This is a genomic window from Streptomyces sp. DSM 116795 (genome assembly GCF_055792905.1).
In genome coordinates this window covers 681,767-703,997 of record NZ_CM147707.1, presented here as the reverse complement: position 1 = coordinate 703,997, position 22,231 = coordinate 681,767, and the positions used below count along the sequence as shown (strand labels likewise).

Sequence of the window (22,231 nt, the reverse complement as noted above, 5' to 3'; positions counted from 1 at the left end):
CCGCGGGACCGACCCCAAGATTCCGACGGACCGGGCCCGGCAGGGCCATGGTCCCGCCCGCTCTCTGCGGTTCCCGCCCTGAAGGAGAAGAACGCGATCATGGTGAGCGAAGCCCCCATCGGCCACACGGCAGACCTCTCCTGGCTGCTGACCGGACTCGTCCAGCGCGTGCCCCACACGCGCAGCGCACTCCTGCTGTCCTCCGACGGACTCGTAAAGGCCGCACACGGCCTGGAGACCGACACAGCCGACCACATGGCTGCGCTCGCCTCCGGCCTGTACTCGCTGGCGCGCAGCGCCGGGGTGCGCTTCGGCGACGGCGGTGAGGTGCGCCAGGTGGTCGTGGAACTCGACACCTCGCTGCTCTTCGTCTCGACCGCCGGGCAGGGCGCCTGCCTCGCCGTGCTTGCCGGGCGCGACGCCGACGCCGCCGTTCTCGGATACGAGATGGCGATGCTGGTGAAGAGCGTCCGCCCGTATCTAGGTACTCCAGCGCGACAGCCGGCCGGTCACTGAGGCGGCCGGATGAGACAGGAGCCGTTAGAAGGCCCGTGGCTCGACGACGACGCCGGGCGGCTGATCCGCCCGTACACCGTCAGCAACGGACGCACGAAACCCTCGGCCAAGTTCGACCTGCTGACCCTGGTGATGGCCACCGGCGACCGGCCGCAAAGCTACCTGGGACCGGACCACAGCCATGTGCTGAAGCTGTGCGGCGGTCCGGTCTCGGTGGCGGAGATCGCCGCACAGATAGCCCAGCCCGCAGTGGTCACCAAGGTGCTGCTGTCCGACCTGGTGGACTGCGGAGCAATCACTTCGCGTGCCCCGGGACGGGTGCCGCTGGGAAACGACCCGACCGATCGAGACCTCCTGGAGGCGGTGCTGGATGGGCTCCGTAGACGACTCTGACCTGAGCCGTGCCGATCCGTTCCCTACCGCGCTGAAGATCCTCGTCGCCGGCGGCTTCGGCGTCGGTAAGACGACGTTCGTCGGTGCGGTGAGCGAGATCGAGCCGCTGAGTACCGAGGAGCTGCTGACTCAGGTCAGCGCCGCGACAGACAGCCTGGAGGGTGTCGAGGACAAGGCCACCACGACCGTGGCCATGGACTTCGGACGCATCACCCTCAGCGCTTCGCACATGCTCTATCTCTTCGGGACGCCGGGCCAGGAGCGCTTCTGGTTCATGTGGAACGAGCTCTCCGAGGGCGCGCTGGGTGCCGTGGTGCTCGCCGACACCCGGCGTCTCGAACACTGCTTCGCCGCCGTGGACTTCTTCGAACGGCGCGGGATCACCTTCATCGTCGCGGTGAACGAGTTCGACAACTCCTACCGCTACGAGCCGGACGAAGTGCGCGCCGCGATCGATCTCAAACCCGATGTGCCGGTGGTGCTGTGCGACGCCCGGCATGCGAGTTCCGGCACGCAGGCTCTCGTCTCCCTTGTCCAGCATCTGATCAACACGAGGAGCTCCCATGGCACCGATGTCGTTTGACCCCACCAGCCATCTGCTGCTGACGCCCGAGGACACCGAGGCTCCCAACAGGGTCGTGCGGCTGCGGGAGTTGGGCCTCGGCGAGGCGCCCGTCCCCGAGTTCGACGACTTCGCCCGTCATCTCGCGCGGGTCACCGGCGCTCCGTACGCCATGGTCAATTTCATCGAGGAGGACCAGCAGTACTTCGCGGGGCTGTACGCGCCCGGTGCCGACCAGGCCGTCGAGCTGGACCCCTCGTCGAACGCGGGCGCGTCCGTCGGCCGCGTGATGGCGCGCGACCACGGCTACTGCCCGCACGTCATCGTGCGGCGCAAGGCGCTTGTGCTGGAGGACGTCTGCGACTACCCGCGCTTCGCCGGGAACCCCGTCGTCGACGAGATCGGTATCCGCTCCTACCTCGGGGCCCCTCTGATAGACCGCACGGGCATGGCTCTCGGCACGGTGTGCGTGGTCGACCAGGAGCCCCGGCCGTGGGGACGGCAGGGGCTGGAGACGATCAAGTCGATGGCAGCGGACCTGGTGGAGCAGATCCACCGGCGGGAGCACCAGGGGCCCTGACTCGGGCAAGGCCCCTGGCGGACCGGGCGCGGACGGGCCCGCCGCGGTCCGCGGTGACGGCTCCGGCTCGGGCTCCGGTTCCGGCTCCCACCGCTCCTCCTGGTCAGCCGGCGGGTTCGGGTTCGAGACGTACGAGTTCGCTCAGCCGCTGGGACCAGGAGCCCTTGGCCGTGCCGAGGGCGAACTCGCCCAGGCGCAGCCGCTGGACGTCGGAGGTGCCGGCCGGAGCGAAGATGTGGTGCGCGTCGCGCAGATAGCGCTCCACGGGCCGGTCGGTGAAGAGCCCGCATGCCGCGTGGATCTCCATGGCGTCGCGTGCGGAGTCCAGCGCGTACTCCACGTTGACCAGCTTGGCGTTCATCAACTCCGCGTCGCAGGGCTGGCCTTGGTCGAGAAGGTGCACGGCGTGGTATGCGGCGAGACGTGCCGTCATCAGCCGCGACTGCATCTGGCCGAGCTTCAGCTTGATGGAACCGAGCTCGCCGAGCGGAGCTCCGTAGCGTTGCCGTTCGGCGCAGAACGCCGACGTCTCGTCGAGAATCGCCTGATGGATGCCGAGCGAGACGGCCGTGAGATTCGCGCGCCCGTACAGGACGCTGGAGGAGTAGGCCACGGCGAGGCCGTCCCCCTCGCCGCCCAGCCGGTTGGCCGCGGGCACCCGGCAGTTGTCGAAGGCCAGCTCGCCGAAGCTGAAGCCGTGGAGCCCCATGGCGGGCCGCTGGCGGCCGAGCGAGAAGCCGGGTGTGTCCGGTTCGACGAGGAAGGCTGTGAGGCCCTTGGAGCCCGGGCCGGTGCGGACCACGACGCCGTGCAGATCCCCGACGTGGGAGTTGCCGACGTAGACCTTGCTGCCGTTGAGGATGTAGTCGTCGCCGTCCCGGACGGCGGAGGATGTCATTCCGAGTACGTGGCCGCCCGACTCGGGTTCTGTCACCGCGATGGTCGGGAGGCAGTCGCCTGAGGCAATTGCCGGTAGCCACGTCTTCTTTTGCTCTTCGTTGCCGAAGTGAATGATCTTTGCGACGCCGAGCTGTGACGCCTGCACCATGGCGCCCATCGCGCCGCTCACCCTGGACAGTTCCTCGATCACCACGGTCTTGCCGAGATGACCGACGCCCATGCCTCCGTATCCGGGTGGCACGGTCGCTCCGATCCACCCCTGACGGGCGATCAGACGGGACAGTCCGACGGATGCCGAGCGGGTGGCTTCCATCTCGGCTATTCGGGGTGTGACCTCGGTCTTCGCGAACTCCCGGACCGCCGCGCGCAATGCCTCGTGGCGTTGGTCCGTGAAGTAGCGTCCCATGACGAGCCCTTCTCCGCGGGTGGCTCCGCTTCCGGTTGGGCGGAGGTCGTGCATCGGCAGCTGACCCGCCCCTGGCATAGGCCGACCGCATTATCCTCCACTGTTGCAGCGCCAGTTCAAGATCGCCCAGCCTATTTGGCCGAAAGCCTCCCTCTTGCAATCTCAACTGGCCTGTGCGGAGGGGTGTATGACGCCGGCGGCGAGCCGGCGCATGCGGGGACACCCCACCAGCACTACCCACTGGCATAGCACCGTTACCGCTTGCGGTCAGCAATTCCCGGCGATTGGCGGCAAGTCGACACCGGGGGAACCAAAACGGATTCGTGACGATGCGCTGCCGCTCGTCGACGTGTGTACCGGTATGGGCAGGGCTGATGGCGCTGTGCGGAGGCTCGGGACTCCGGCACGGACTCCACACCGACCGGCGCGCGCGGCGCACGTGCGACCCCAGGACGACAGCGAGCGCCGTTCAGGGGCCGGGAAGTACGCTCCCACCGCTGCACGGTGGCCTGAACTTTGCGATGACTACGGTTCGTACGCCGTGGATGAGACAGCCCGGCCGGCACACGCTGTACGCGCTCTCACCCCGGGGCGGTGACCTTCACGCCGAACGCGCCCGGCCAGTACGGTGACTCTCTGCGAGGAGCGAACAGGCCATGCGAGGAGGCGGACACGTGAGCGGCGTACGGCAGGACCACACGACGGCAGCCGACGGCACCCGGATCGCCACCTACACATGGCACCCCGACGACGCGGAGGGCGCGGGCCGTATGCCGCGCGCCCTGGTCCAGATCGCCCACGGCGCCGCCGAACACGCCCAGCGCTACGACCGGTTCGCCCGCTTCCTCGGCCGCTACGGCTACACCGTCGTCGCCTCCGACCACCGCGGCCACGGTGCCACCGCCGAGCACACGGGCGGCTACGGCGTGGTCGGCGAGAGCGGCTGGCGCGCCACAGTCGACGACCTGAAGACCGTAGGCGACCGCGTACGGGCCGAACTCCCCGAGGCCACGCCGTTCGTCTTCTTCGGGCACAGCATGGGCTCACAGCTCGCCCGCGACTACGTACAGGAGTACGGCGAGGGGGTGGCCGGGCTCATTCTCTCCGGCACCTTCCGCTCCCTGCCCGGCTGCGAGACGGAGACGGCCGTCCGGCAGCTGGAGGGCGAGATCGACAAGGGCGGCCGGGAGGCCGTCTCGGACTTCGTGCCCGATCTGTTCAGCTCGTTCAACGACCCCTACAGCCACCGCACCGGCTTCGAATGGCTCTCCCGCGACGAGGACGAAGTCGACGTCTATGCCGGCGACGAGCGCTGCGGCTTCGCCTTCAGCGCGGGGCTCTCCCTGGACTGGGTGACCGGCAGCCGCAAGATCAACGATCCCGCGCAGCTCGGACGTATCCCGCGCGACCTGCCGGTGCACATCGCCGTCGGCGACCAGGACCCCTGCAACCAGGGCATGACGCTCGTCTACGAACTCCTGGAGGACTTCCGTTACTTGGGGATGCGCGAGCTGGACTGGCGGGCGTACGCGGACGCGCGCCACGAGATCCTCAACGAGACGAATCGCGACGAGGTCCACACCGATCTGCTGCAATGGCTCAACGCGCACGTGTGAGGCGTGCCGAGCGTGCGCGCGGGAGCGGAGAGGGAGCAGGGGAGATGACGGACGGGGAGAGCGGCAGAGCCGGGGCGGTAACCGCCGCCGACGTCCGCGAGGTGGCCCTGTCGATGCCCGGTACGACGGAGAAACTCGCCTGGGGACAGCCGACGTTCCGCGTCGACGGCAAGATCTTCGCCTCGCTCGGCGACGACGACACCACCATCGGCGTGAAGTGCCCGAGGGAGGAACGGGCCGAACTGATCGCCGCCGAGGCCGGGAAGTTCTTCATCAAGCCCGGTCACGACGACAACTACGACTTTCTGCGGGTACGCCTGGCGGCACTCGACGACGTCGGCGAACTGCGGGCGATCCTGCTCGACTCCTGGCGGCAGGCGGCTCCCAAGCGGCTCGGCGGCTGAGAGAGAAGCGTTAGCCCGGCGGCTGGGCGGGCGGACCGCGCGCACCCTGGTTCCAGGGGCCAGCTCAGGCCAGATCGCGGGCGGTCAGGCCGGGTTGGGTCAGGTCGGGCGCGGCCAAGTCGGGTTGGGCCAAGTCGGGTTGGGCCAGGTCAGGGAATGACGGCGAAGCCCTGCTGGAAGCTGGACGCCGGACCGGGACGTGCGTAGTACCAGCCCTGCGCGGTGTCGCAGCCGAGGTCCCGCAGCTTCGACGCCTGGTGCTCAGTCTCCACGCCCTCCACGGTCACGGCGAGCCCGAGCGCGTGAGCGAGCGTCACGATGCCCTCGACGAAGGTGACGTCGGCCGGGTCCGCCGGGTGCTGCTGAAGCCCCTGGGTGAAGGAGCGGTCCAGTTTCAGTGTGGTGGCCGGCAGCCGGCGGAGATTGGCGAGGTTGGAGTAGCCGGTGCCGAAGTCGTCCAGCGCGATCTCGACGCCCAGCTCCGCGAGTTGGCGCAGCGGCTTCAGCTCGTCCTCGTCGGCGCCGATCAGCGCGCTCTCCGTCACCTCCAGGCAGAGCGAGGAGGGCGCCATGCCGGCCGCCTCCAGAACGGCCACCGTGTCCGGCACCAGATCGGGGTGGTGGAGCTGGCGCGGGGACAGGTTCACATTCACCCGCAGCGGCCTGCAGCCGTCGTCCGCTGTGCCGTTGCCCGCGCTCTTGCTCTTGCCCTTGCCCTTCCCTTTGCCTCCGCCGTTCTTCGAGGTGGCGCTGCGCTCCTCGTGCCAGGCGCACGCCTGCCGTACCGCCTGCTCCATCACCCAGCGTCCCAACGGGACGATGAGACCGGTGTGTTCGGCCAGCGGGATGAAGCGGTCCGGGCCGAGCAGGCCGTGCACGGGGTGCTTCCAGCGCACCAGGGCCTCGGCGCCGTCCACGTGACCGTCGCTCATGCGGATCAGGGGCTGGTACTCCAGGAAGAACTCGTCCCGCTCCAGCGCCGCCGGCAGCCGGTTGGTCAGGCTGTGCCGGTCTATGGCACGCGCGTCCGAGTCCGGGTCGGCCAGCTCGTACCGGTTGCCGCCGGCGTCCTTGGCCCGGTACATGGTGATGTCGGCGCTGCGCATGACCTCTTCGGGGCGCAACTCGCCGCTCGGGCCCTCGACGATGCCGATGCTCGCCCGTACGGACAGCTCACGCCCGTCGATGCCGATGGGCGTCGCCAGGGCCGCCAGCACCTGGCGGGCGAGTTCGGTGACGTCCTCCGGGCCGGACGGGTCGGTGACCAGGGCCGCGAACTCGTCGCCGCCGATACGGGCCACGAGGTGACCGGAGCCGGCGGTGCAGGACTGGAGGCGTTCGGCGACGGAGATCAGCAACTGGTCGCCGACGGCGTGCCCCAGGCTGTCGTTGACCGCCTTGAAGCCGTCGATGTCTAGATAGCACAGCCCGAACCGCTTCACGTCGCCGCTGGCCGACAGCAGCCGGTCGAGCCGCTCCGCGAACAGGGTGCGGTTGGGCAGCCCCGTCAGCTCGTCGTGCGTCGCCTCGTAGCGCAGGCGCAGATGCAGCAAACGGCGCTCGGTGATGTCCTCGAGCAGCGCGAGCTGGTAGCGCGGTTCGCCGTCGGCGTCGCGAAGGAGCGAGACGGTCAGGTTGGTCCACAGCACCGTGCCGTCGGGGCGCTGGTACGGCTTCTCCACGCGGAAGTGGTCGCGCTCGCCGCGCACCAACTGGCGGTGCATGCGCCACACTTGAGGAGCGTCGTCCGGGTGCACCCACTCGTTTACGTTCCGCCGGCGCATCTCCTCCTCGGAGCGGCCGAACATCCGGGCGAGCGCCTCGTTGGCGTCCCGGATGCGGCCGTCCATGTCGGCGATGGAGATACCGATGGTGGCGCTGTTGAAGACGGCTCGGAAGCGGGTCTCGCTGGCGTGCAGGGCCTCCTCCACGGCCGTCTGCGCGGCGAGAGCCGCCCGGGAGAGGGATTCCTGCTCGCTGAGGGTGCGGTCGCGCAGCGCCTGCGTGAAGCCCGCGGCGATGGAGTGCTGGAGGCGGGAGCAGCGGGCGCGGGCCTCGTCGACGTCGAGTGTGGTGCTCTCCGGGTCGCGTCCGTAGAGCACCAGATAGGAGTCGATGACGCCGAGCAGATGCGGCAGCGCGTCCGGGCTGGTGCAGTGGGCGTCCACGAGAGCCGAACCGACCTCACGGCCCACCGCGGGCGAGAAGGGGTGGGCGTGGAGCGCGTCGCAGAGCCGCACGGCCAACGGGTAGAGGTAGTCCTCCAGTTCGGCCCGCGTCATCGAGGTCTGCGTCGCCGGGTAGACGGCGCGGCTCCAGATGGTCGCGAAGCGCCGTAGTCCGTCCTTCTCGAGCCCTTCGGGCTCGTGCGGCCCGGAACTCACCCGACGCTTCCCGCCTTGCGGCCCACTCCCGCGTAGCCGCTCAGGAGGAGGGGGTCTTCTGTCTCGGGCATGTCCTCGGGGCGCCAGCGGGGCAGCGGAACCACTCCAGGTTCGACGATGTCGAAGCCGTCGAAGAACTGCTTGATCTCCGAGCGGCTGCGCGTGATCAACGGTGAACTCGTCTGTCTGTAGACGTCGCGGACGCCGGAGCCGACGCTGCGCATGGGGCCCTCGTCGGCCGAACTGTGCGACACCACAAGGAGACTGCCCGGTGCGAGCTCGTCACTGATCTCTCTGACGGTCTTCCAGGGATCGTCCTTGTCCTCGACGAAGTGCAGCAGCGCCACGAGCAGCAGGGCGACGGGCCGCTCGAAGTCGAGGAGCCGTTCGACTTCGGCGCTGTAGAGGATGTCCTGCGGGGAGCGGAAGTCCGCCGAGACGACGTCCGCGCCGACGTTGCCCTCGAGTACGGCGCGGCTGTGGGCGACGGCCACGGGGTCGTTGTCGACGTAGATCACGCGGGCCGAGGCGTCGGCGGATTGGGCGACTTCGTGGACGTTGCCGAAGGTGGGGATGCCCGAGCCGATGTCGAGGAACTGGGTGACGCCTTCGCCCGTCGCATAGCGGATTGCGCGGCGCATGAAGGCACGATTCGCCTGGATGATTTTCGGCAACCCCGGCCAGGCTTCGATGGCGCGCTTTCCGGCCTCGCGGTCCACCTCGAAGTTGTGCGAGCCGCCCAGATAGTAGTCGTACATCCGGGACACGCTCGGCACCGTCAGGTCTATGCCCTGCGGGGCCCAGGCAGGACGCTCCATCTGGGTCTCCAGCTCGTTCAGCTCCACGGCGGCTTGCCGTTGGGTCATGAGGCTACTGACAGGTGCGGGGCAGTTGGAAGGAATCGGTAACTCTACGGCTGGATCTTGTCCGCTGGTGCGGGAGTTTCCGGGGCATAGCACCCTGGCAAGTCACCCCCGGCCGGATGAGGACCCCGAGAACAGGACGAACTGGACGCCCCTGCCCCGGCGTTGGCCACCGATCGTCCGGCGGCGCGGGATGCGACGCGCGGATGCATGGCACCGTAACCCTCTTCGGCGGGTGAGCGCTGGGGAACGGGAGACCTTCGGTGCGAATTCCGTACGAGTCGGCAGGTGCGGCGTGATCCGTGTGTTCCGTGTAATCCCGCGCGAGGGGTGCACAGGGACGCACAGGGTGCGCAGGGGTGCACAGACCGGCCGGGGGCGGCGCCAACCGGGCGTGCTCCGGGGCCAGTTCGGGGTCGCCTGTCCGGAAGCGCCTGCCTGGAGCCCCCTGTCCGGAGTCGTGCAGGCGGCATCCGGTGAACACCCGGACGCGCGGTGGCCGGCGGTTCACCGGGTGCCGCCCCGGGTGGCGCCGTTTCCGCGGCCCCGGCGGTGGCACCCGGAAGCCGTGGCGGCGATCCCGCCGGGGGCCGCCACGGGCGGCGAGAGGGAGGCCGATCATGAACTGCTACGACTGTCTGACGCGGCAGGAGACCAGCGTCGCGGTGGCGGTCTGCAGCCGGTGCGGAGCGGGTCTGTGCCTGGACCATGCGCATGTGGCGCCGCAGACCGTCCACGAGGCCGCAGGTACGGGCAGGTCCACGCACACACCCGACGCACGGCGGCTCACCTGCGGCGTGTGCCACGAGGCCGAGATCTGAGCGGAGCTGCCCGGACCAGGGCACCCGCGCACCCGGGAGCCCTCGTCCGCGGTCCCGGACCGGCGCACAGGCGCACACTGGAAGTGGCAAACCCGACAGCGGGAAGAGGCGAGAGAGATGACGCTTCGCCGTCCCGGACGGCGGGCCGACGCACGGCGTCACGAGCCGCAGGGCGACGAGTCTCAGGGCCACGAGTCTCAGGGCCAGGAGTCGCCGCGCCCTGAACCGCCGCGCCCGGAGCCGCCGCAGCCCTTCGAGCGCTACTGGTCACGTACGGGCACCGAACCCGTCACCGCCCGTAGCGCGATGGGCGTGCGCCTGATACTCGCGGTGCTCTTCACGCCCGTCTTCCTGGCCGGAACCGCGCTGTTCTGGTTCTGGATGACTCAGACGGGCCCTGGTGATGTGCCGGGTGTGGACTCCCTGCGCAGCCTCACCGCGATCTGTGCGGGCCTGTCGCTGTTCGCTCTGACCGACCTGATCGTCGTGCTGCGCCGCAGGCGCAAGCGGCGGCCGACGCCCTCCCGATGAGGCACCGCATGCTGCGCACCGACGTTTTCCGCAGGCCCACACGGGTACCGCCGGGTGGCATGACTGAGGACGAAGGCCACGACCCGGGGGCGGAGCCGGAGGACGAGGGGATCCCCGACCTCCAGGACGACGGTCTGCCGGAGTCGGAGCTTGCCAGCGACCCCCAGCGGGCGTCCGTGCCGGGGGACGAGCCCGTGGCCGTCGAGAGCTACGGCACGACCTTCTCCGAACAGGTCGCAGGCGAGTCCCTGGACGATCACCTCGCCGAGGAGGAACCCGACGTCGGTGACGAGGCCGCGGAGGAGCCCGCCGATGAGCCGGCCGGGCAGTTGAGCGACGATCCGCTGTCGTGGCGGGCCGCCAACCAGGACACCTTCTCCACGGCCTCACCGGCGCAGGGGCTGTCGGGGGAGGAGGCGGCCATGCACGTCGCGGAGGACGACGAGCTCGAACTCGGCCTGGAACTGGAGAACATCGAGGAGGCCGCGGAGGGCACCGACCGGCGTGCCGCCCGTCCGGCCGGACCGCAGCAGGTCGACCTGGACACCGACGAGGACCAGTGACGTGACGGGTTCAGTGACGTGACGGGTTCAGTGACGTGACGGGTTCAGTGACGTGACGGGGTCTGTGACGCGACGGGGTCTGTGACGCGATGAGGAGCGGTGACTCCGGCGGCGGCAGCGGTGCCCGGTCTCCGTCACAGGCGCACGCCGCGCCCCCGGAGATAGCCGAGCGGGTCGATGTCGGTGCCGTACCCGGGGCCCGTACGGATCTCGAAGTGCAGATGCGGGCCCGTGGCGTTGCCCGTCGAGCCGGAGCGGCCCAGGCGCTGGCCGGGCGTGACGTTCTGGCCCGCGCGTACGGAGATCGCCGACAGGTGCCCGTACTGGCTGTACCGGCCGTCACGGTGCCGCAGTACGACCTCGTAGCCGTACGCGTCGGCCCAGCCCGCGGAGACGACCTTAGCGGCTGACACGGCTTTCACGGTGGTGCCCGTGGGGACGGGGAAGTCCACGCCGGTGTGGTGCCCGGACGACCAACTGCTCCCGGCGGCGCGGTACGCGGTGCCGGGACCGACGCCGCTGACCGGGGCCGACGCCGCGGTGGAGGCGGGCTTGCGGGCCGGCGCCGCGGCCTTCTGCTCCTTCTTATGTCCGGTCTTGGCGTCCGGCTTGCGTTCCGTCCTGCGGTCCGCGTGGTGTTCGGCTCCCGCCTTCTTCCGTTCCTCCGCCTTGTCGCCGGACTCCGCACCGGACTTGGGCCCGGACTTCGCTCCGGGCTTCGCTCCGGACTTTGCCCCGGCCCCGGCTCCGTTCCCCGGCTTGCCCGTACGCTGCTCGCCCTCCAGCTCCAGCCGCTGCCCGGGAAGGATGAGATCCGGGTCGCCGCCGACGGTCTTACGGTTGCGCTCGTACAGGCCCGGCCAGCCGCCCTTCACGCCGTGTTCGCCGGCGATGGAGGAGAGGCTGTCACCGCTCACGACCTCATAGGTCGTCGCCTTCTTCGAACGGTCCGCTCTTGCCCTTTCGGCTCTCTCCGCTCTCTCGGCCCGCTCCGCCTGCGCCGCGCGCCGCTCGCGCTCCGCGGTCTCGTTCTCCGCGTTCTGGTTCTCCGCGCGCCGCTCCGTGTCAGCCGCCGCCCGCGCCGCCTTCGGCTGTGCCCCTCCGCGTGGCTGTGCTCCTTCGCGTGACTGCGCTTCTTCGCGTGAAAGGCCGCTCCGCGGGCCGCAGTTCGGCCACGCCTTGGGGCCCTGACCCGCCAGCACCTTCTCCGCCACGGCTATCTGCTGGCCCTTCGTGGCCAGGTCGGCGCGGGCGGCGTAGGCGGTCCCGCCGTACGCCTCCCAGGTGCTCTGTGAGAACTGCAGGCCGCCGAAGTAGCCGTTGCCCGTGTTGATTTCCCAGTTGCCGCTGCTCTCGCACGCGGCGACCTTCTGCCAGGTGTCCGCCGGGGCGGCGTGTACGAACTGCGCCCCGACCAGGGGTAACGCGACGCCCGCACCGCCCGCGGTGACCTTGAGCGACGTACGGGAGAGCGTGCCGGTGCGGTTGCGGCGGTGACGTCCGCGAGCCATGGCGGGACCTCCGGTCAAGTGGGCACCCCGTCAAGGGAGTTACGGAGCGTCAGTGAAGTTACGGAGCGCGCCCACGATACGTTCGGCGCCCAGAAGGTCACAAGGGGTCACGACAAGTCGCACAGAGGCACTTCGTCCGTACCGAGCCGGACATGCCCGGCGCACGAGCGGTCAGGAACCGAAGCCGCGGTCACGCACCAGGCGGTTCACGGCGCGGTCGGCGAAGCCCTCTTCCAGGTAGACCTCGCAGACCAGGGCGCCTGTGCCGGACAGGTCGTGCTCCACCTCGTACAGACTGATCTCGGCTCCGTCGGCCAGCAGGAACGCGTGCTCGTAGACGGTGCACCACACCTGCCACTCGTGCGCCACCACCTGCGGCCTCGGTACGGGCAGGATCTCGTGGCCCTGCGCCGTCTCCAGCAGGCGTGCGACGTGCTCGCCCGGGCGGTCGGCGTTCTCGGCCCGCCGCAGCAGCCGGCGCGCGTGATCGGGGGAGTCGGCCTCGCTGTAGGTGCGGCGGCCGAAGGGATGGTCCGCCGTCAGCAGAAGCTCGAAGGGGACCTCGCGCCCGCCCCGCCGCCTGCCCCGCGGGCCGCGCGCCGCGGCCCGGTGCGCCTGCTGCACACGGTGCTCGGAGCGTACGAGGGCCTCTTCGCTCTCGTACACCTCATGCAGCACGTCGCCGCCGGCAGCGCCGTCGGCGGTGCCGGTGCCGCTGTCGTAGCTCAGCTCCCACAGCGACAGCAGCTCGCCGTCCGGCAGCAGGAAGACGTGACGGTGGCTGCTGCACCGCAGACTCGGAGCCGGTGCCTTGCGCTGCCGCCAGCCGTGCAGCTCGACGTGGCACACCACGGCGTCCGCGACCCGGGCGAGTACGGCGTCGGAGACGTCGAACGGATTCCGGGCCCGCGCCAGCAGTTCACGCACATGCACAGCAGGCGTCGGCACTGCTTCCATGCCCATGACGGAGCCCCTCCCCGGCCTATACCAAATGGCGACCCCCGCAGGCACACACCGTAGTCCTGAGGGCACGCTCGCGGGAGCGGATTCGATGGAATTCCGGTGCCGGAAGCGGAACTTCTGCGGTTCGGTCCTGTGTGATTCGTTTGAAGGCGGGTACCGCGGGCCTGAGAGCTCCTCGGGGTGGAGGGAGGCCGCCACCATGCAGTTCCGCGACCGCCGGGAGGCCGGCAAGGCCCTCGCCGAGAAGCTGACCGGGCAGCAGCGCGACGGACGACTGCCCGATCCCGTAGTCCTCGCTCTGCCGCGCGGCGGTGTGCCCGTCGCCGACGAGATCGCCCGCGTGCTGGGCGCCCCGCTGGACGTCGTCGTCGCCCGCAAGATCGGCGCTCCCTTCCAGCCGGAGCTGGGGGTGGGCGCGGTCGCGGGCGACGCTCCGCCCGTCTACGACCCCGGGCTGCTGCGGCAGTTGGGCCTGAGCGAGCGTGATCTCGCACCGACGGCCGAGCGCGAGCACGCCGAGTTGAAGCGGCGTGAAGAGGCATACAGGCGCGGCCGCGGCCGGCTCGACCTCTCGGGCCGGTCCGCCGTCGTGGTCGACGACGGCGTCGCCACCGGCTCGACCGCGCGTGCCGCGCTGCGCGCCGTACGGGAGGCCGGGCCGCTGCGCACCGTTCTGGCCGCTCCCGTGTGCTCACGGGAGGCGCTGGAGCAGCTGTCCGGGGACGCCGACGAGATCGTCTGCGCGTACGTGCCGCCCGCCTTCGGCGCGGTCGGCTTCTGGTACGAGGACTTCCCGCAGCTGAGCGACGAGGAGGTGCTGGGCATCCTGCACGTCACGAAGTGACGAAGCAGAATCCCGGCACCCCCGGAACGCTCGGGCCGCCCGCCGCCGGTTACGGCCGCAGGACCACCTTCACCGCGCCGTCCGCCTTCTTCTGGAACATCTCGTACGCCTCGGGCGCCTGCGCGAGCGGCAGGTGGTGGGTGGCGAAGTCGTCCACGCCCAGCACGTCCTCGTCCGAGAGCAGCGGCAGGATGTCCGGCACCCAGCGCTTGACGTTGGCCTGCCCCATGCGCAGCTGGATCTGCTTGTCGAAGAGCGTCAGCATCGGGAGCGGGTCGGCGGCGCCTCCGTACACACCGGAGAGCGAGATCGTCCCGCCCCGGCGCACGATGTCGATCGCCTGCTGGAAGGCCGAGAGCCGGTCCACCCCGGCCTTGGCGACGGCCTTCTCCGCCAGCTTCCCCGGCAGCATGCCGCCCACTGTCTGGACGAGCTTGCCCGCGACGTTGCCGTGCGCCTCCATGCCGACGGCGTCGATGACGGCGTCCGTGCCGCGGCCGTACGTCATCTCCCGTACCGCCTCGCCGATGTCGTCGTGCTCGGTGACGTCCAGCACCTCCGCTCCGCGGGCACGCGCCCGCGCGAGCCGCTCGGGCACCAGGTCGATGCCGATGACCTGACGGGCGCCGCGGTGCAGCGCGATGCGGCACGCCATGTCGCCGATCGGGCCGAGCCCGATGACGGCGAGGGTGCCGTCCTTGGGCACGTCCGCGTACTCCACGGCCTGCCAGGCGGTGGGCAGTACGTCGGAGAGGAAGAGGAAGCGGTCGTCCTGCGGTCCCTCGGGGACCTTGACGGGCCCGTACTGGGCCTGCGGAACGCGCAGATACTCGGCCTGCGCGCCGGGGACCGCGCCGTAGAGCTTGGTGTAGCCGAAGAGCGCCGCGCCCATGCCGTGCTCACGCACCTGCGTCGTCTCGCACTGCGTCTGCAGGCCCTGATCGCACATGAAGCAGTTCCCGCAGGAGATCTGGAAGGGAACCACAACGCGGTCGCCGGGCTTCAGGCCCTGCACCTTGGTGCCGACCTCTTCGATGACGCCGATCGGCTCGTGCCCGAGGATGTCCCCGGGTGTCATCAGCGGTGTCAGGACTTCGTAGAGATGCAGGTCGGAGCCGCAGAGTCCGCTCGACGTGACCCGGATGACCGCATCGGTCGGCTCCCGTACGGCGGGGTCGGCCACATCGATGACCTGTACGTCCCGCTTGCCCTGCCAGACGGCTGCCTTCATTCGTCATCACCTCCATGGGAGGCCGCCCGGGTGCCCGTGGCGCCGCCGCCGGACACGTACGCGGGCGGGGAATCGCGCCGTCACGCGTGACCCGCGCGGCGCCGGGAATCACAGCAGGGTCGAACGGCCCGACGGCGACGACTGCGCGACGGGGAGGACTGCCCGACGGCGACGACGGCGACGACGGCGACGCCTGCGATGACAGCAGCCGGGGGAGAGCAGGAACCGGGGGAGCAGGACCGGGGGGCGAGCGAGCAGCACGACCCGGACGAGCCGGATGAGCCGGCGAGCCGCGGACGACCAATGAGGAGCAGCGGTGACCACACTGCCCGTCGGTTACGAGTCCTACTGGATGCTGTCCGCAGCGGCCGCCCCCCATCCGCCCCTTCCGCCGGGGAGCGTGACGGAAGTGGACGCGGCGGTCGTCGGGGGCGGGGTCGCGGGCCTGTCCGTCGCCTGGGAACTGGCGCGGACCGGCCGGAGCGTCGCCGTACTCGAATCGGACCGCATCGCCGCGGGCGTCACCGGACACACCACCGGAAAGGTCTCCGCACTGCACGGTCTGGTCTATTCGTACCTGCGTGAGAAGCGTGGTGCCGCGGACGCACGCCTCTACGCCTCGTCGCAGCAGCAGGCGATCGAGCATCTCGCCGCTGTGGCAGGGGAGTTGGAGATCGACTGCGAGCTGGAGCGGGTTCCCGCCCACACCTTCGTCGAGTCCGGGCACCATGCCGACGAGATACGTGCGGAGGCCGAGGCCGCACGCGAGGCGGGCCTCTCCGCCTCCCTCGTCACGGAGACCGGGCTGCCCTTCCCGGTGTCCGCGGCCGTACGGGTCGAGGACCAGGCCCAGTTCCATCCGCGCAAGTACCTCCTCGCCCTCGCCGAGGACCTGCTGCGCCTCGGCGGCCGCATCCACGAACGCACCCGCGTCACCGGTCTGGACGAGGGCGAGCCGTGCCGCGTCGTCACCGAGAACGGCTCCGAGGTCGTCGCGCGGGATGTCGTGGTGGCCACCCATTACCCCGTCTTCGACCGGGCGTTGATGTTCTCCCGGCTCGAGCCCCGCCGTGAACTCGTCGTCTCGGCGCTGCTGCCAGGCGGACAGGACCCGCAGGGCGCCTACCTCACCCCGGAGCGGGGGACCCGCTCGGTACGCACCGCCCCCTACCCGTTCGGAACAGGGAAGCGGCTGCTGATCGTCACCGGGGAGAAGTTCACGCCCGGGACCGCCGGTCAGGGCTCGGTGAGCGCGGGCTACGAGCGGCTGGCGGCCTGGACGTACGAACGCTTCCCGGACGCGCGGCTCGTGCACCGCTGGGCGACGCAGGACAACGACACCACCGACCGCGTGCCCTACATCGGTGCCTTCCACCCCGCCTCGCAGCACACCTGGGTGGCCACGGGGTTCGGCGGCTGGGGCATGTCCGGCGGTGTGCTCTCCGGGCAACTGCTGACGGCGTACATCACCGGTGAACAGCTGCCCCCCTGGGCGGAGTTGTACGAGCCGCGCCGGCTGAGCCCCCGTGAGGCGCCCGCGATGCTGCGCTTCCAGTCGACGGTCGCGGGCAGGTTCGTCGGCGACCGGCTGCGGTCGTCGTACGCCGACTCCGTGGACGAGATCGCCCCGGGTATGGGCGCGATCGTGCGCGTGCGGGGGCGGCGCTGTGCCGTGCACCGCACGCCGGAGGGCGAGGTGCGCGCGCTCTCACCGCGCTGCACACACCTCGGATGCCTCGTACGGTTCAACGACGCCGAGGGTGCCTGGGAGTGTCCCTGCCACGGCTCGCGCTTCGACACCGAGGGACGTGTCATCCAGGGACCGGCGACGAGACCGCTGGAGCGGCGCGACGACGTGACATGAGCCGAGGGGAGCGGCGGACCCGCGCCGGGACGTATGCGGTCGGACGGGGACGGACGGGCGCTGGCGGGTGCTGCCTGGTGCCGACTGGGGAGGGGCAGACTGGCGTTCATCTGACCGGGTGACCCGGACGGGTGGCCCGACGTATCGCCGGGGTCTGGATACGGGCCGTGCCTAGCATGCGGAATCCCATATTCCGCGGAGGTGCACAGGCTCATGTCCCCCCTCTCCCGCCTCGCCCGGTCCCCGCGCTCGCGCCGCACGCTCGCCCTCTCCTGCGCCGTCTGCGCAGCCCTCACCTGCGGCGCCGGACCTGAGCCAGGGTCCGCCGCCACGAACGCGCCCGCGCCGCCCGGCGGCTTCGACCGCGTACGCGACGCCTTCGACAAGGTCCCCGCAGCCGGCCGTCCCGCACGCGGCCCCGGCACCAACATCCTCATCGCCGGCCTCGACCGGCGGGAGGGCCTCTCCCAGAAGACGAAGAACAGGCTGCACGTGAACGGCGAGCAGTGCGACTGCACCGACGTGCTGATGCTGCTCCACATCTCCGCCGACCGGGACCGCGTGAGCGTGGTGGGCATCCCCCGCGACTCCTACGTGCGCTTCGCCGAACACCGTGACCACGGCAAGGGATTCGGCAAGATCACAAAGCGCTCCACCCGCCATCTCGGCAAGATCAACAGTACGTACGCACACGGCGGCCCCGCCCTCACTGTCCGCACCGTCGAGCAGGCCACAGGGGTGCGCGTCGACCACTACGCCGAGACCGACTTCCCCGGCTTCGAGAAGACCGTGAACCGGCTCAAGGGTGCGGAGGTGTGCACCCGCAAGCCGCTCCAGGACAAGAACAGCGGCCTGAAGCTGGACAAGGGCACGCACGTCCTGAACGGGAACGACACGCTGCGGTTCGTACGTGCCCGGCACGTCGACCCGCCCGGCGACCTCGGCCGGATGCGCCGGCAGCAGCATGTGCTCGGCGAGCTGCTGCGGACGCTGACCGGCGAGCGCATGTCGGGGAACCCGCTCGAAGTGGTGCGCGCCGCCGCCGCGTTGAGCGATTCGGTCCGCCGGGACAAGGGCTTCACGACGGCACGGCTGGCACGGCTGGTCCGTGATCTGCGTGGACTGACGCCGGAGCAGACCGAGTTCGCGACCGTGCCGATCCTCGAGTTCGACCACCGCGCGCCCGTGTGGGGCTCGACCCTCAGATGGGACGGCCCGCGCGCACGCGCGCTCTTCGCCGATCTGCGCGCCGACCGGCCCGTCACCGGCAACCCGGCGACGGGACCCGCGCCGGGCGCCACTCCCGTCCCGTACCGGCCCGAGGACGTCAGCGTCCGGGTGCAGGGGAGCGGCGAGACCGCCGCGCGCATCGCGCAGGACCTGCGGGACGACGGCTTCAAGGTCCTGGACGCACAGCGCGGCGCCGCCGCCGGGCCGCGGGGCGGACGTACGGAGATCACCTACGACGAGCACTGGCAGCGCAAGGCGAGCACCGTCTCGGCGGCGATGCCCGGCGCCGTGCTGCGCCCCAAGAAGGTGGCGGGCAGCAAGCATTCGCAGGTCTTCACCGTGCGGCCCGGCACGGAGGGCACCGACGTGGCGGACGTCGTCTACGACCGCAGCAGCGTGGAGGGCGCCCCGGTACGGGGTGACGACCTCGACTGCGACGGCCGGACTCCGCACAACAGGAGCTGAACCGAAGGCAGTTGCGCTCTCCTGCCGGCGGCGCGGGCCCGGCGAGTCCGGGCCCGCGCCGTGGTACGGGAGCCGGGGCGCCGGAGTCCTAGGGCGTGTCCGCAAAGTCCCTCCCCCAGACTCCGTCTGGGTGGGGGTCCCCCCAGCGCAGCGTGGGGGAGTGCCCCCAGGACCGCGGGGCCTGGCACGCGCCCTCTCCCCCACTTCGTGGGAGGTGCCCCCAGCGTTGTCGGTCGTCGGCGCAGCCCTCCCCCTGGGCCTGGGCGGCCCGGGTGGTACCCCCAGCGCTCTCGCCCCCTGGGCCTGCCGGCCCGGGTGGTACCCCCACCCTCCGCCTTGCCATCGCACGCACCAGACCCCGCGACCCCCGCCCTACTGGGGGCACCTCCCGGGCCGAAGGCCCAGGGGGAGGACGACGCTACTTTGCCGACACGCCCTAGAAGCAGTCGGGGTCCGCGTCGAGGGTCGTCGTGTCGAGCGAGTCCAGCAGGTCGAACTGGGGCCCCGTACGGGGCAGTTCGTGACGGAAGAAGTAGCGGGCCGCCTGCCGTTTGCCCTGGTGGAAGCTGTCGTCGTGCCCGGCCGTGGCCAGGAACTGGCCGAGCCATATCCACGCGACGACCGTGTGCCCGACGGCCTCCAGATACACCGACGCGTTCGCCAGCGCCACCGAAGGATCGCCCGTGCCCCACAACCGCGAGGTGACCTTCGCGACGCGTTCCCACGACTCCTGCAGGGCGGCGCCGAGTTCGGCGGACTCGCCACCTGTCGCGAGCGCGCGCTCGGCCGTCTTGCCGATGGTCTCGCCCAGCGCCACGAGACCGGCTCCTCCGTCCATGACGGCCTTGCGGCCGAGCAGGTCGAGCGCCTGGATGCCGTGCGTGCCCTCGTGGATGGGGTTGAGCCGGTTGTCGCGGTAGTGCTGCTCGACGTCGTACTCACGGGTGTAGCCGTAGCCGCCGTGCACCTGGATGGCCAGGCTGTTGGCCTCCAGACACCACTGCGAGGGCCAGCTCTTCGCGATCGGGGTGAGCACGTCCAGCAGCATGCGGGCGTGTGACCGCTCCTCCTCGCGCTCGGCGGTCTGCTGTTCGTCGACGAGCCGCGAGCAGTACAGCAGCAGGGCCAGTGCGCCCTCGACGTACGACTTCTGCGCCAGCAACATCCGCCGCACGTCGGCGTGTTCGATGATCGGGACCTGCGGTGCGGTCGCGTCCTTGGCCGCGACGGGCCGGCCCTGCGGGCGTTCGCGCGCGTAGGCGAGGGACTTCAGATAGCCGGTGTAGCCAAGCGCCATCGCTCCCGCGCCGACGCCGATGCGCGCGCCGTTCATCATGTGGAACATGTACGAGAGGCCGCAGTGAGGTATGCCCACGATCTGCGCGGCCGCGCCCGGCTTCCCGTCCGGAGTGTGTGCGCCCTCACCGAAGTTGAGCAGCGTGTTGGTCGTACCGCGGTAGCCCATCTTGTGGTTGAGCCCGGCCGTCACGACGTCGTTGCGCTCGCCGACGCTCCCGTCGTCCCCGACCAGGTACTTGGGCACGACGAACAGGGAGAGCCCCTTGACGCCGGGAGGCGCTCCGGGGATGCGGGCCAGGACGAGGTGGACGATGTTCTCCGCAAGCTCGTGGTCGCCCGCAGAGATCCACATCTTGCTGCCGAAGAGCCGGTAGGTGCCGTCCGGCTGGGGTTCGGCGCGGGTGGTCACATCCGCCAGCGAGGACCCGGCGTGCGGCTCCGACAGGCACATGGTGCCGAAGAACCGGCCCGCGAGCATGGGCCGTACGTACGTGTCGATCTGCTGCTGCGAGCCGTGCTCGCACAGGAGCCTGGCGTTGCCGAGGGTGAGGAAGACGTACGCGGAGGTGCCGACGTTGGCGGCCTGGAACCAGCTGAAGCACGCGGTCGTCAGCAGCTGGGGCAGCTGCATGCCGCCCAGCTCCTCGTCCATGGGGGCGGCGAGCAGGTCGGCACCGGTGAAGGCGTCCAGCGCCTGCTTCGCCTCGGGCACGGTGTGCACGCGCTCCCCGTCGAAGTGCGGCTCCTGCTGGTCGTTCTTCTTGTTGTGCGGTGCGAAGTGCCGCGTGGCGATCTGCTCGCTGAGGTCGAGCACGGCGTCGAAGGTCTCGCGGGAGTGCTCCGCGAAGCGCGGGCGCCGGGTCAGCTCCTCCGCGTCGAGCCACTCGTGGAGCAGGAAGTCGAGATCCCGGCGGGAGAGCAGGAGCGACGATGTGGCCATGTGGCGTGATCCGATCACGGTCGGCGGCGTACGGGCGCGTACCTAAGCGCCCGCTTATCCTGCGTCCGTCCGCCGTCCCCTGTCAACGGCACCTGCCCCGGGCTCAGGGCTTGCGGGCCACTCCCGCGTAGCTGGGGACGTCCGCACCGGTCAGACGCGCGGGGGTGTCGGGGTCCGGGTGCCAGCGGTGGGGGAGCACGAGACCGGGGTCGGCCATCTCCAGGCCCTCGAAGAAGCGGGCCACCTCCCGGCGCGTACGGGGCCGCAGCGGGGAGCCGCCCTTCTCGTACGTCTCCAGCACCTCCCCGGCCCGCTCCGCCTGCGCGGCGTCCAGGAAGTCGGCCGTGGTGTGCGTGAGGACGAGATGACTGCGCGCGGGAAGCGCGCCGAGCAGCGTACGGACGATGTCGTACGGATGCTGCTCGTCCCCCACGAAGTGCATGACGGCGCCCAGGGAGAGGGCCACGGGGCGGCCGAGGTCGATCGTGTCGCTCAGCCCGGGCGCGTCCAGGATGCTCTCCGGATCGGTCACGTCCGCGTGCACATACGCGGTGTGCCCCTCGGCGTCGCCGCCCAGCATCGCGTCGGCGTGCCGCAGGACGAGCGGGTCGTTGTCGCTGTAGACGACCTTCGCCTCGGGCGAGACCTCCTGGGCGACCTGGTGGAGACAGGGCTCGGTCGGAATGCCGGACCCTATGTCCAGGAACTGCCGGACGCCGCGCTCCGCCGCCAGCCAGCGGGTCGCCCTGACCATGAAGTCCCGGTTGGCGCGTGCCGCCGTCCGCACGGCGGGCTGGGCCGTCGCCACCGCCTCCGCCGCTCGCACGTCGGCTTCGGAGTGATCACGGCCGCCCAGGTAGTAGTCGTACATGCGGGCCGGGTGCGCCCTGCCTGCCTCGGCCGCCTCCGTCGCGGACGCCGCCTCCGCCGGTGCCGTTTCCGCCGCACGGGCTCTGCCCCCGCGGCTCCCGCTGCCGCCGCCGCGGGCCGTGCCTGCCGGCCACGCCTGCCCCGTACGTCCTGTCCAACGCGTCGTTCCGGTCACTCCAGTCAACGGTGTCTCCGTTTCCGTCCTGGGCGGTCGTGTTCATCCGTGGGTGAGCAGGAAGTCGGCTTCTCCGCGTTTGGCGCCGCGTATGAAGATGTCGATCTCAGCGGGGTCGTATATCAGGGCGGGCCCGTCCGGGTCGTTGGACTGCCGCAGTGCGACACGGCCGTCCGTGAGTTGCATGACCTCCAGGCAGTTGCCGCCGTTCGGGCCGCTCCACGGCTTGTGCCAGCCCTCGGCGCCGAGTTCGCGGGAGGGCATGCCGTTGTAGATGTGCTGTGTCGTGTCGAGGCCCAT

21 protein-coding genes are annotated in these 22,231 nt (G+C 70.7%); 12 read left to right on the top strand and 9 right to left on the bottom strand.

The annotated features are described in order from the left end of the window. Positions 1–99 precede the first annotated feature (99 nt). Genes ACSMXX_RS03060 through ACSMXX_RS03045 form a run of 4 tightly spaced genes read left to right on the top strand, consistent with a single transcriptional unit; the run spans position 100 to position 2,051 of the window. Complete coding sequence (locus ACSMXX_RS03060; protein ID WP_473182477.1) at positions 100–516, top strand: roadblock/LC7 domain-containing protein; 417 nt, start codon at positions 100–102, stop codon at positions 514–516. Between the two features lie 9 nt (positions 517–525). Continuing rightward, a complete protein-coding gene (locus ACSMXX_RS03055) occupies positions 526–909 on the top strand; it encodes a DUF742 domain-containing protein (protein ID WP_473182476.1) in 384 nt (127 codons plus the stop codon). Beyond that, entirely contained in the window at positions 887–1,492 is a 606-nt protein-coding gene (locus ACSMXX_RS03050; protein ID WP_473182475.1) for a GTP-binding protein, read from the top strand. The genes ACSMXX_RS03055 and ACSMXX_RS03050 overlap by 23 nt, the downstream gene beginning before the upstream one ends. Beyond that, positions 1,482–2,051, top strand: coding sequence for a GAF domain-containing protein (locus ACSMXX_RS03045; RefSeq protein ID WP_473184608.1), 570 nt, complete (start codon positions 1,482–1,484; stop codon positions 2,049–2,051). The genes ACSMXX_RS03050 and ACSMXX_RS03045 overlap by 11 nt, the downstream gene beginning before the upstream one ends. A 103-nt stretch (positions 2,052–2,154) precedes the next feature. Here ACSMXX_RS03045 and ACSMXX_RS03040 read toward each other — a convergent pair whose 3' ends face one another. Next, positions 2,155–3,357 (bottom strand): acyl-CoA dehydrogenase family protein, encoded by a 1,203-nt coding sequence (locus ACSMXX_RS03040; RefSeq protein WP_473182474.1) that lies wholly within the window; start codon positions 3,355–3,357, stop codon positions 2,155–2,157. 656 nt (positions 3,358–4,013) lie between these two features. On the opposite strand from ACSMXX_RS03040, the gene ACSMXX_RS03035 reads away from it, so the two are divergent. Both ACSMXX_RS03035 and ACSMXX_RS03030 read left to right on the top strand, forming a co-directional pair. Further along, positions 4,014–4,973 (top strand): alpha/beta fold hydrolase, encoded by a 960-nt coding sequence (locus ACSMXX_RS03035; RefSeq protein ID WP_473182473.1) that lies wholly within the window; start codon positions 4,014–4,016, stop codon positions 4,971–4,973. Positions 4,974–5,017: 44 nt separating this feature from the next. Further along, positions 5,018–5,377 (top strand): MmcQ/YjbR family DNA-binding protein, encoded by a 360-nt coding sequence (locus ACSMXX_RS03030; RefSeq protein ID WP_473182472.1) that lies wholly within the window; start codon positions 5,018–5,020, stop codon positions 5,375–5,377. Positions 5,378–5,526: 149 nt separating this feature from the next. Here the strand turns inward: ACSMXX_RS03030 and ACSMXX_RS03025 are convergent, their stop codons facing one another. Both ACSMXX_RS03025 and ACSMXX_RS03020 read right to left on the bottom strand, forming a co-directional pair. Beyond that, positions 5,527–7,761 carry a putative bifunctional diguanylate cyclase/phosphodiesterase gene (locus ACSMXX_RS03025; protein WP_473182471.1) on the bottom strand — a complete coding sequence of 745 codons (2,235 nt, stop codon included), beginning with the start codon at positions 7,759–7,761 and terminating at the stop codon, positions 5,527–5,529. Next, positions 7,758–8,579 (bottom strand): SAM-dependent methyltransferase, encoded by an 822-nt coding sequence (locus ACSMXX_RS03020; protein WP_473184607.1) that lies wholly within the window; start codon positions 8,577–8,579, stop codon positions 7,758–7,760. Before ACSMXX_RS03020 ends, ACSMXX_RS03025 begins: the two co-directional genes overlap by 4 nt. A gap of 665 nt (positions 8,580–9,244) precedes the next feature. Here ACSMXX_RS03020 and ACSMXX_RS03015 point away from each other — a divergent pair. From ACSMXX_RS03015 to ACSMXX_RS03005, 3 genes are all read left to right on the top strand, one after another. Continuing rightward, complete coding sequence (locus ACSMXX_RS03015; protein WP_473182470.1) at positions 9,245–9,445, top strand: DUF2180 family protein; 201 nt, start codon at positions 9,245–9,247, stop codon at positions 9,443–9,445. A 117-nt stretch (positions 9,446–9,562) separates the two neighbouring features. Continuing rightward, entirely contained in the window at positions 9,563–9,976 is a 414-nt protein-coding gene (locus tag ACSMXX_RS03010) for a DUF6343 family protein (RefSeq protein ID WP_473182469.1), read from the top strand. Between the two features lie 59 nt (positions 9,977–10,035). Continuing rightward, a complete protein-coding gene (locus ACSMXX_RS03005) occupies positions 10,036–10,539 on the top strand; it encodes a DUF5709 domain-containing protein (protein WP_473182468.1) in 504 nt (167 codons plus the stop codon). Positions 10,540–10,673: 134 nt separating this feature from the next. Here the strand turns inward: ACSMXX_RS03005 and ACSMXX_RS03000 are convergent, their stop codons facing one another. Next, on the bottom strand, positions 10,674–12,050 hold the full coding sequence (locus tag ACSMXX_RS03000; RefSeq protein WP_473182467.1) for a transglycosylase family protein: 1,377 nt from the start codon (positions 12,048–12,050) through the stop codon (positions 10,674–10,676). A gap of 171 nt (positions 12,051–12,221) precedes the next feature. Continuing rightward, entirely contained in the window at positions 12,222–13,013 is a 792-nt protein-coding gene (locus ACSMXX_RS02995) for a DUF6227 family protein (protein ID WP_473182466.1), read from the bottom strand. Between the two features lie 199 nt (positions 13,014–13,212). Between ACSMXX_RS02995 and ACSMXX_RS02990 the strand changes: the two genes are divergently transcribed. Continuing rightward, positions 13,213–13,857 carry a phosphoribosyltransferase gene (locus ACSMXX_RS02990; RefSeq protein WP_473182465.1) on the top strand — a complete coding sequence of 215 codons (645 nt, stop codon included), beginning with the start codon at positions 13,213–13,215 and terminating at the stop codon, positions 13,855–13,857. A 49-nt stretch (positions 13,858–13,906) separates the two neighbouring features. Here the strand turns inward: ACSMXX_RS02990 and ACSMXX_RS02985 are convergent, their stop codons facing one another. Continuing rightward, a complete protein-coding gene (locus tag ACSMXX_RS02985; protein WP_473182464.1) occupies positions 13,907–15,088 on the bottom strand; it encodes an alcohol dehydrogenase catalytic domain-containing protein in 1,182 nt (393 codons plus the stop codon). A 316-nt stretch (positions 15,089–15,404) separates the two neighbouring features. On the opposite strand from ACSMXX_RS02985, the gene ACSMXX_RS02980 reads away from it, so the two are divergent. Both ACSMXX_RS02980 and ACSMXX_RS02975 read left to right on the top strand, forming a co-directional pair. Next, entirely contained in the window at positions 15,405–16,952 is a 1,548-nt protein-coding gene (locus tag ACSMXX_RS02980) for an FAD-dependent oxidoreductase (protein ID WP_473182463.1), read from the top strand. A gap of 213 nt (positions 16,953–17,165) precedes the next feature. After that, positions 17,166–18,647, top strand: coding sequence for an LCP family protein (locus ACSMXX_RS02975; RefSeq protein WP_473182462.1), 1,482 nt, complete (start codon positions 17,166–17,168; stop codon positions 18,645–18,647). Between the two features lie 436 nt (positions 18,648–19,083). On the opposite strand, the gene ACSMXX_RS02970 is transcribed toward ACSMXX_RS02975, so the two are convergent. The 3 genes from ACSMXX_RS02970 to ACSMXX_RS02960 all read right to left on the bottom strand — a co-directional run bounded on the left by ACSMXX_RS02970 (position 19,084) and on the right by ACSMXX_RS02960 (position 22,231). Then, positions 19,084–20,904: an acyl-CoA dehydrogenase gene (locus tag ACSMXX_RS02970; RefSeq protein WP_473182461.1), complete on the bottom strand. Its 1,821-nt coding sequence runs from the start codon at positions 20,902–20,904 to the stop codon at positions 19,084–19,086. Between the two features lie 85 nt (positions 20,905–20,989). Next, positions 20,990–21,931, bottom strand: coding sequence for an SAM-dependent methyltransferase (locus tag ACSMXX_RS02965; RefSeq protein WP_473182460.1), 942 nt, complete (start codon positions 21,929–21,931; stop codon positions 20,990–20,992). Positions 21,932–21,973: 42 nt separating this feature from the next. After that, positions 21,974–22,231, bottom strand: a complete 258-nt coding sequence (locus ACSMXX_RS02960; protein ID WP_473182459.1) for a DUF397 domain-containing protein — start codon at positions 22,229–22,231, stop codon at positions 21,974–21,976.

Coding starts and splice junctions, on each gene's coding strand:
- ACSMXX_RS02985 (WP_473182464.1), bottom strand. CDS start 15,088: ATGAAGGCAGCCGTCTGGCAGGGCAAGCGGGACGTACAGGTCATCGAT.
- ACSMXX_RS03045 (WP_473184608.1), top strand. CDS start 1,482: ATGTCGTTTGACCCCACCAGCCATCTGCTGCTGACGCCCGAGGACACC.
- ACSMXX_RS03015 (WP_473182470.1), top strand. CDS start 9,245: ATGAACTGCTACGACTGTCTGACGCGGCAGGAGACCAGCGTCGCGGTG.
- ACSMXX_RS02960 (WP_473182459.1), bottom strand. CDS start 22,231: ATGGGCCTCGACACGACACAGCACATCTACAACGGCATGCCCTCCCGC.
- ACSMXX_RS03030 (WP_473182472.1), top strand. CDS start 5,018: ATGACGGACGGGGAGAGCGGCAGAGCCGGGGCGGTAACCGCCGCCGAC.
- ACSMXX_RS02990 (WP_473182465.1), top strand. CDS start 13,213: ATGCAGTTCCGCGACCGCCGGGAGGCCGGCAAGGCCCTCGCCGAGAAG.
- ACSMXX_RS03040 (WP_473182474.1), bottom strand. CDS start 3,357: ATGGGACGCTACTTCACGGACCAACGCCACGAGGCATTGCGCGCGGCG.
- ACSMXX_RS03000 (WP_473182467.1), bottom strand. CDS start 12,050: ATGGCTCGCGGACGTCACCGCCGCAACCGCACCGGCACGCTCTCCCGT.
- ACSMXX_RS02975 (WP_473182462.1), top strand. CDS start 17,166: ATGTCCCCCCTCTCCCGCCTCGCCCGGTCCCCGCGCTCGCGCCGCACG.
- ACSMXX_RS03010 (WP_473182469.1), top strand. CDS start 9,563: ATGACGCTTCGCCGTCCCGGACGGCGGGCCGACGCACGGCGTCACGAG.
- ACSMXX_RS03005 (WP_473182468.1), top strand. CDS start 10,036: ATGACTGAGGACGAAGGCCACGACCCGGGGGCGGAGCCGGAGGACGAG.
- ACSMXX_RS03020 (WP_473184607.1), bottom strand. CDS start 8,579: ATGGAGCGTCCTGCCTGGGCCCCGCAGGGCATAGACCTGACGGTGCCG.
- ACSMXX_RS02995 (WP_473182466.1), bottom strand. CDS start 13,013: ATGGGCATGGAAGCAGTGCCGACGCCTGCTGTGCATGTGCGTGAACTG.
- ACSMXX_RS03060 (WP_473182477.1), top strand. CDS start 100: ATGGTGAGCGAAGCCCCCATCGGCCACACGGCAGACCTCTCCTGGCTG.
- ACSMXX_RS03055 (WP_473182476.1), top strand. CDS start 526: ATGAGACAGGAGCCGTTAGAAGGCCCGTGGCTCGACGACGACGCCGGG.
- ACSMXX_RS03050 (WP_473182475.1), top strand. CDS start 887: ATGGGCTCCGTAGACGACTCTGACCTGAGCCGTGCCGATCCGTTCCCT.
- ACSMXX_RS03035 (WP_473182473.1), top strand. CDS start 4,014: ATGCGAGGAGGCGGACACGTGAGCGGCGTACGGCAGGACCACACGACG.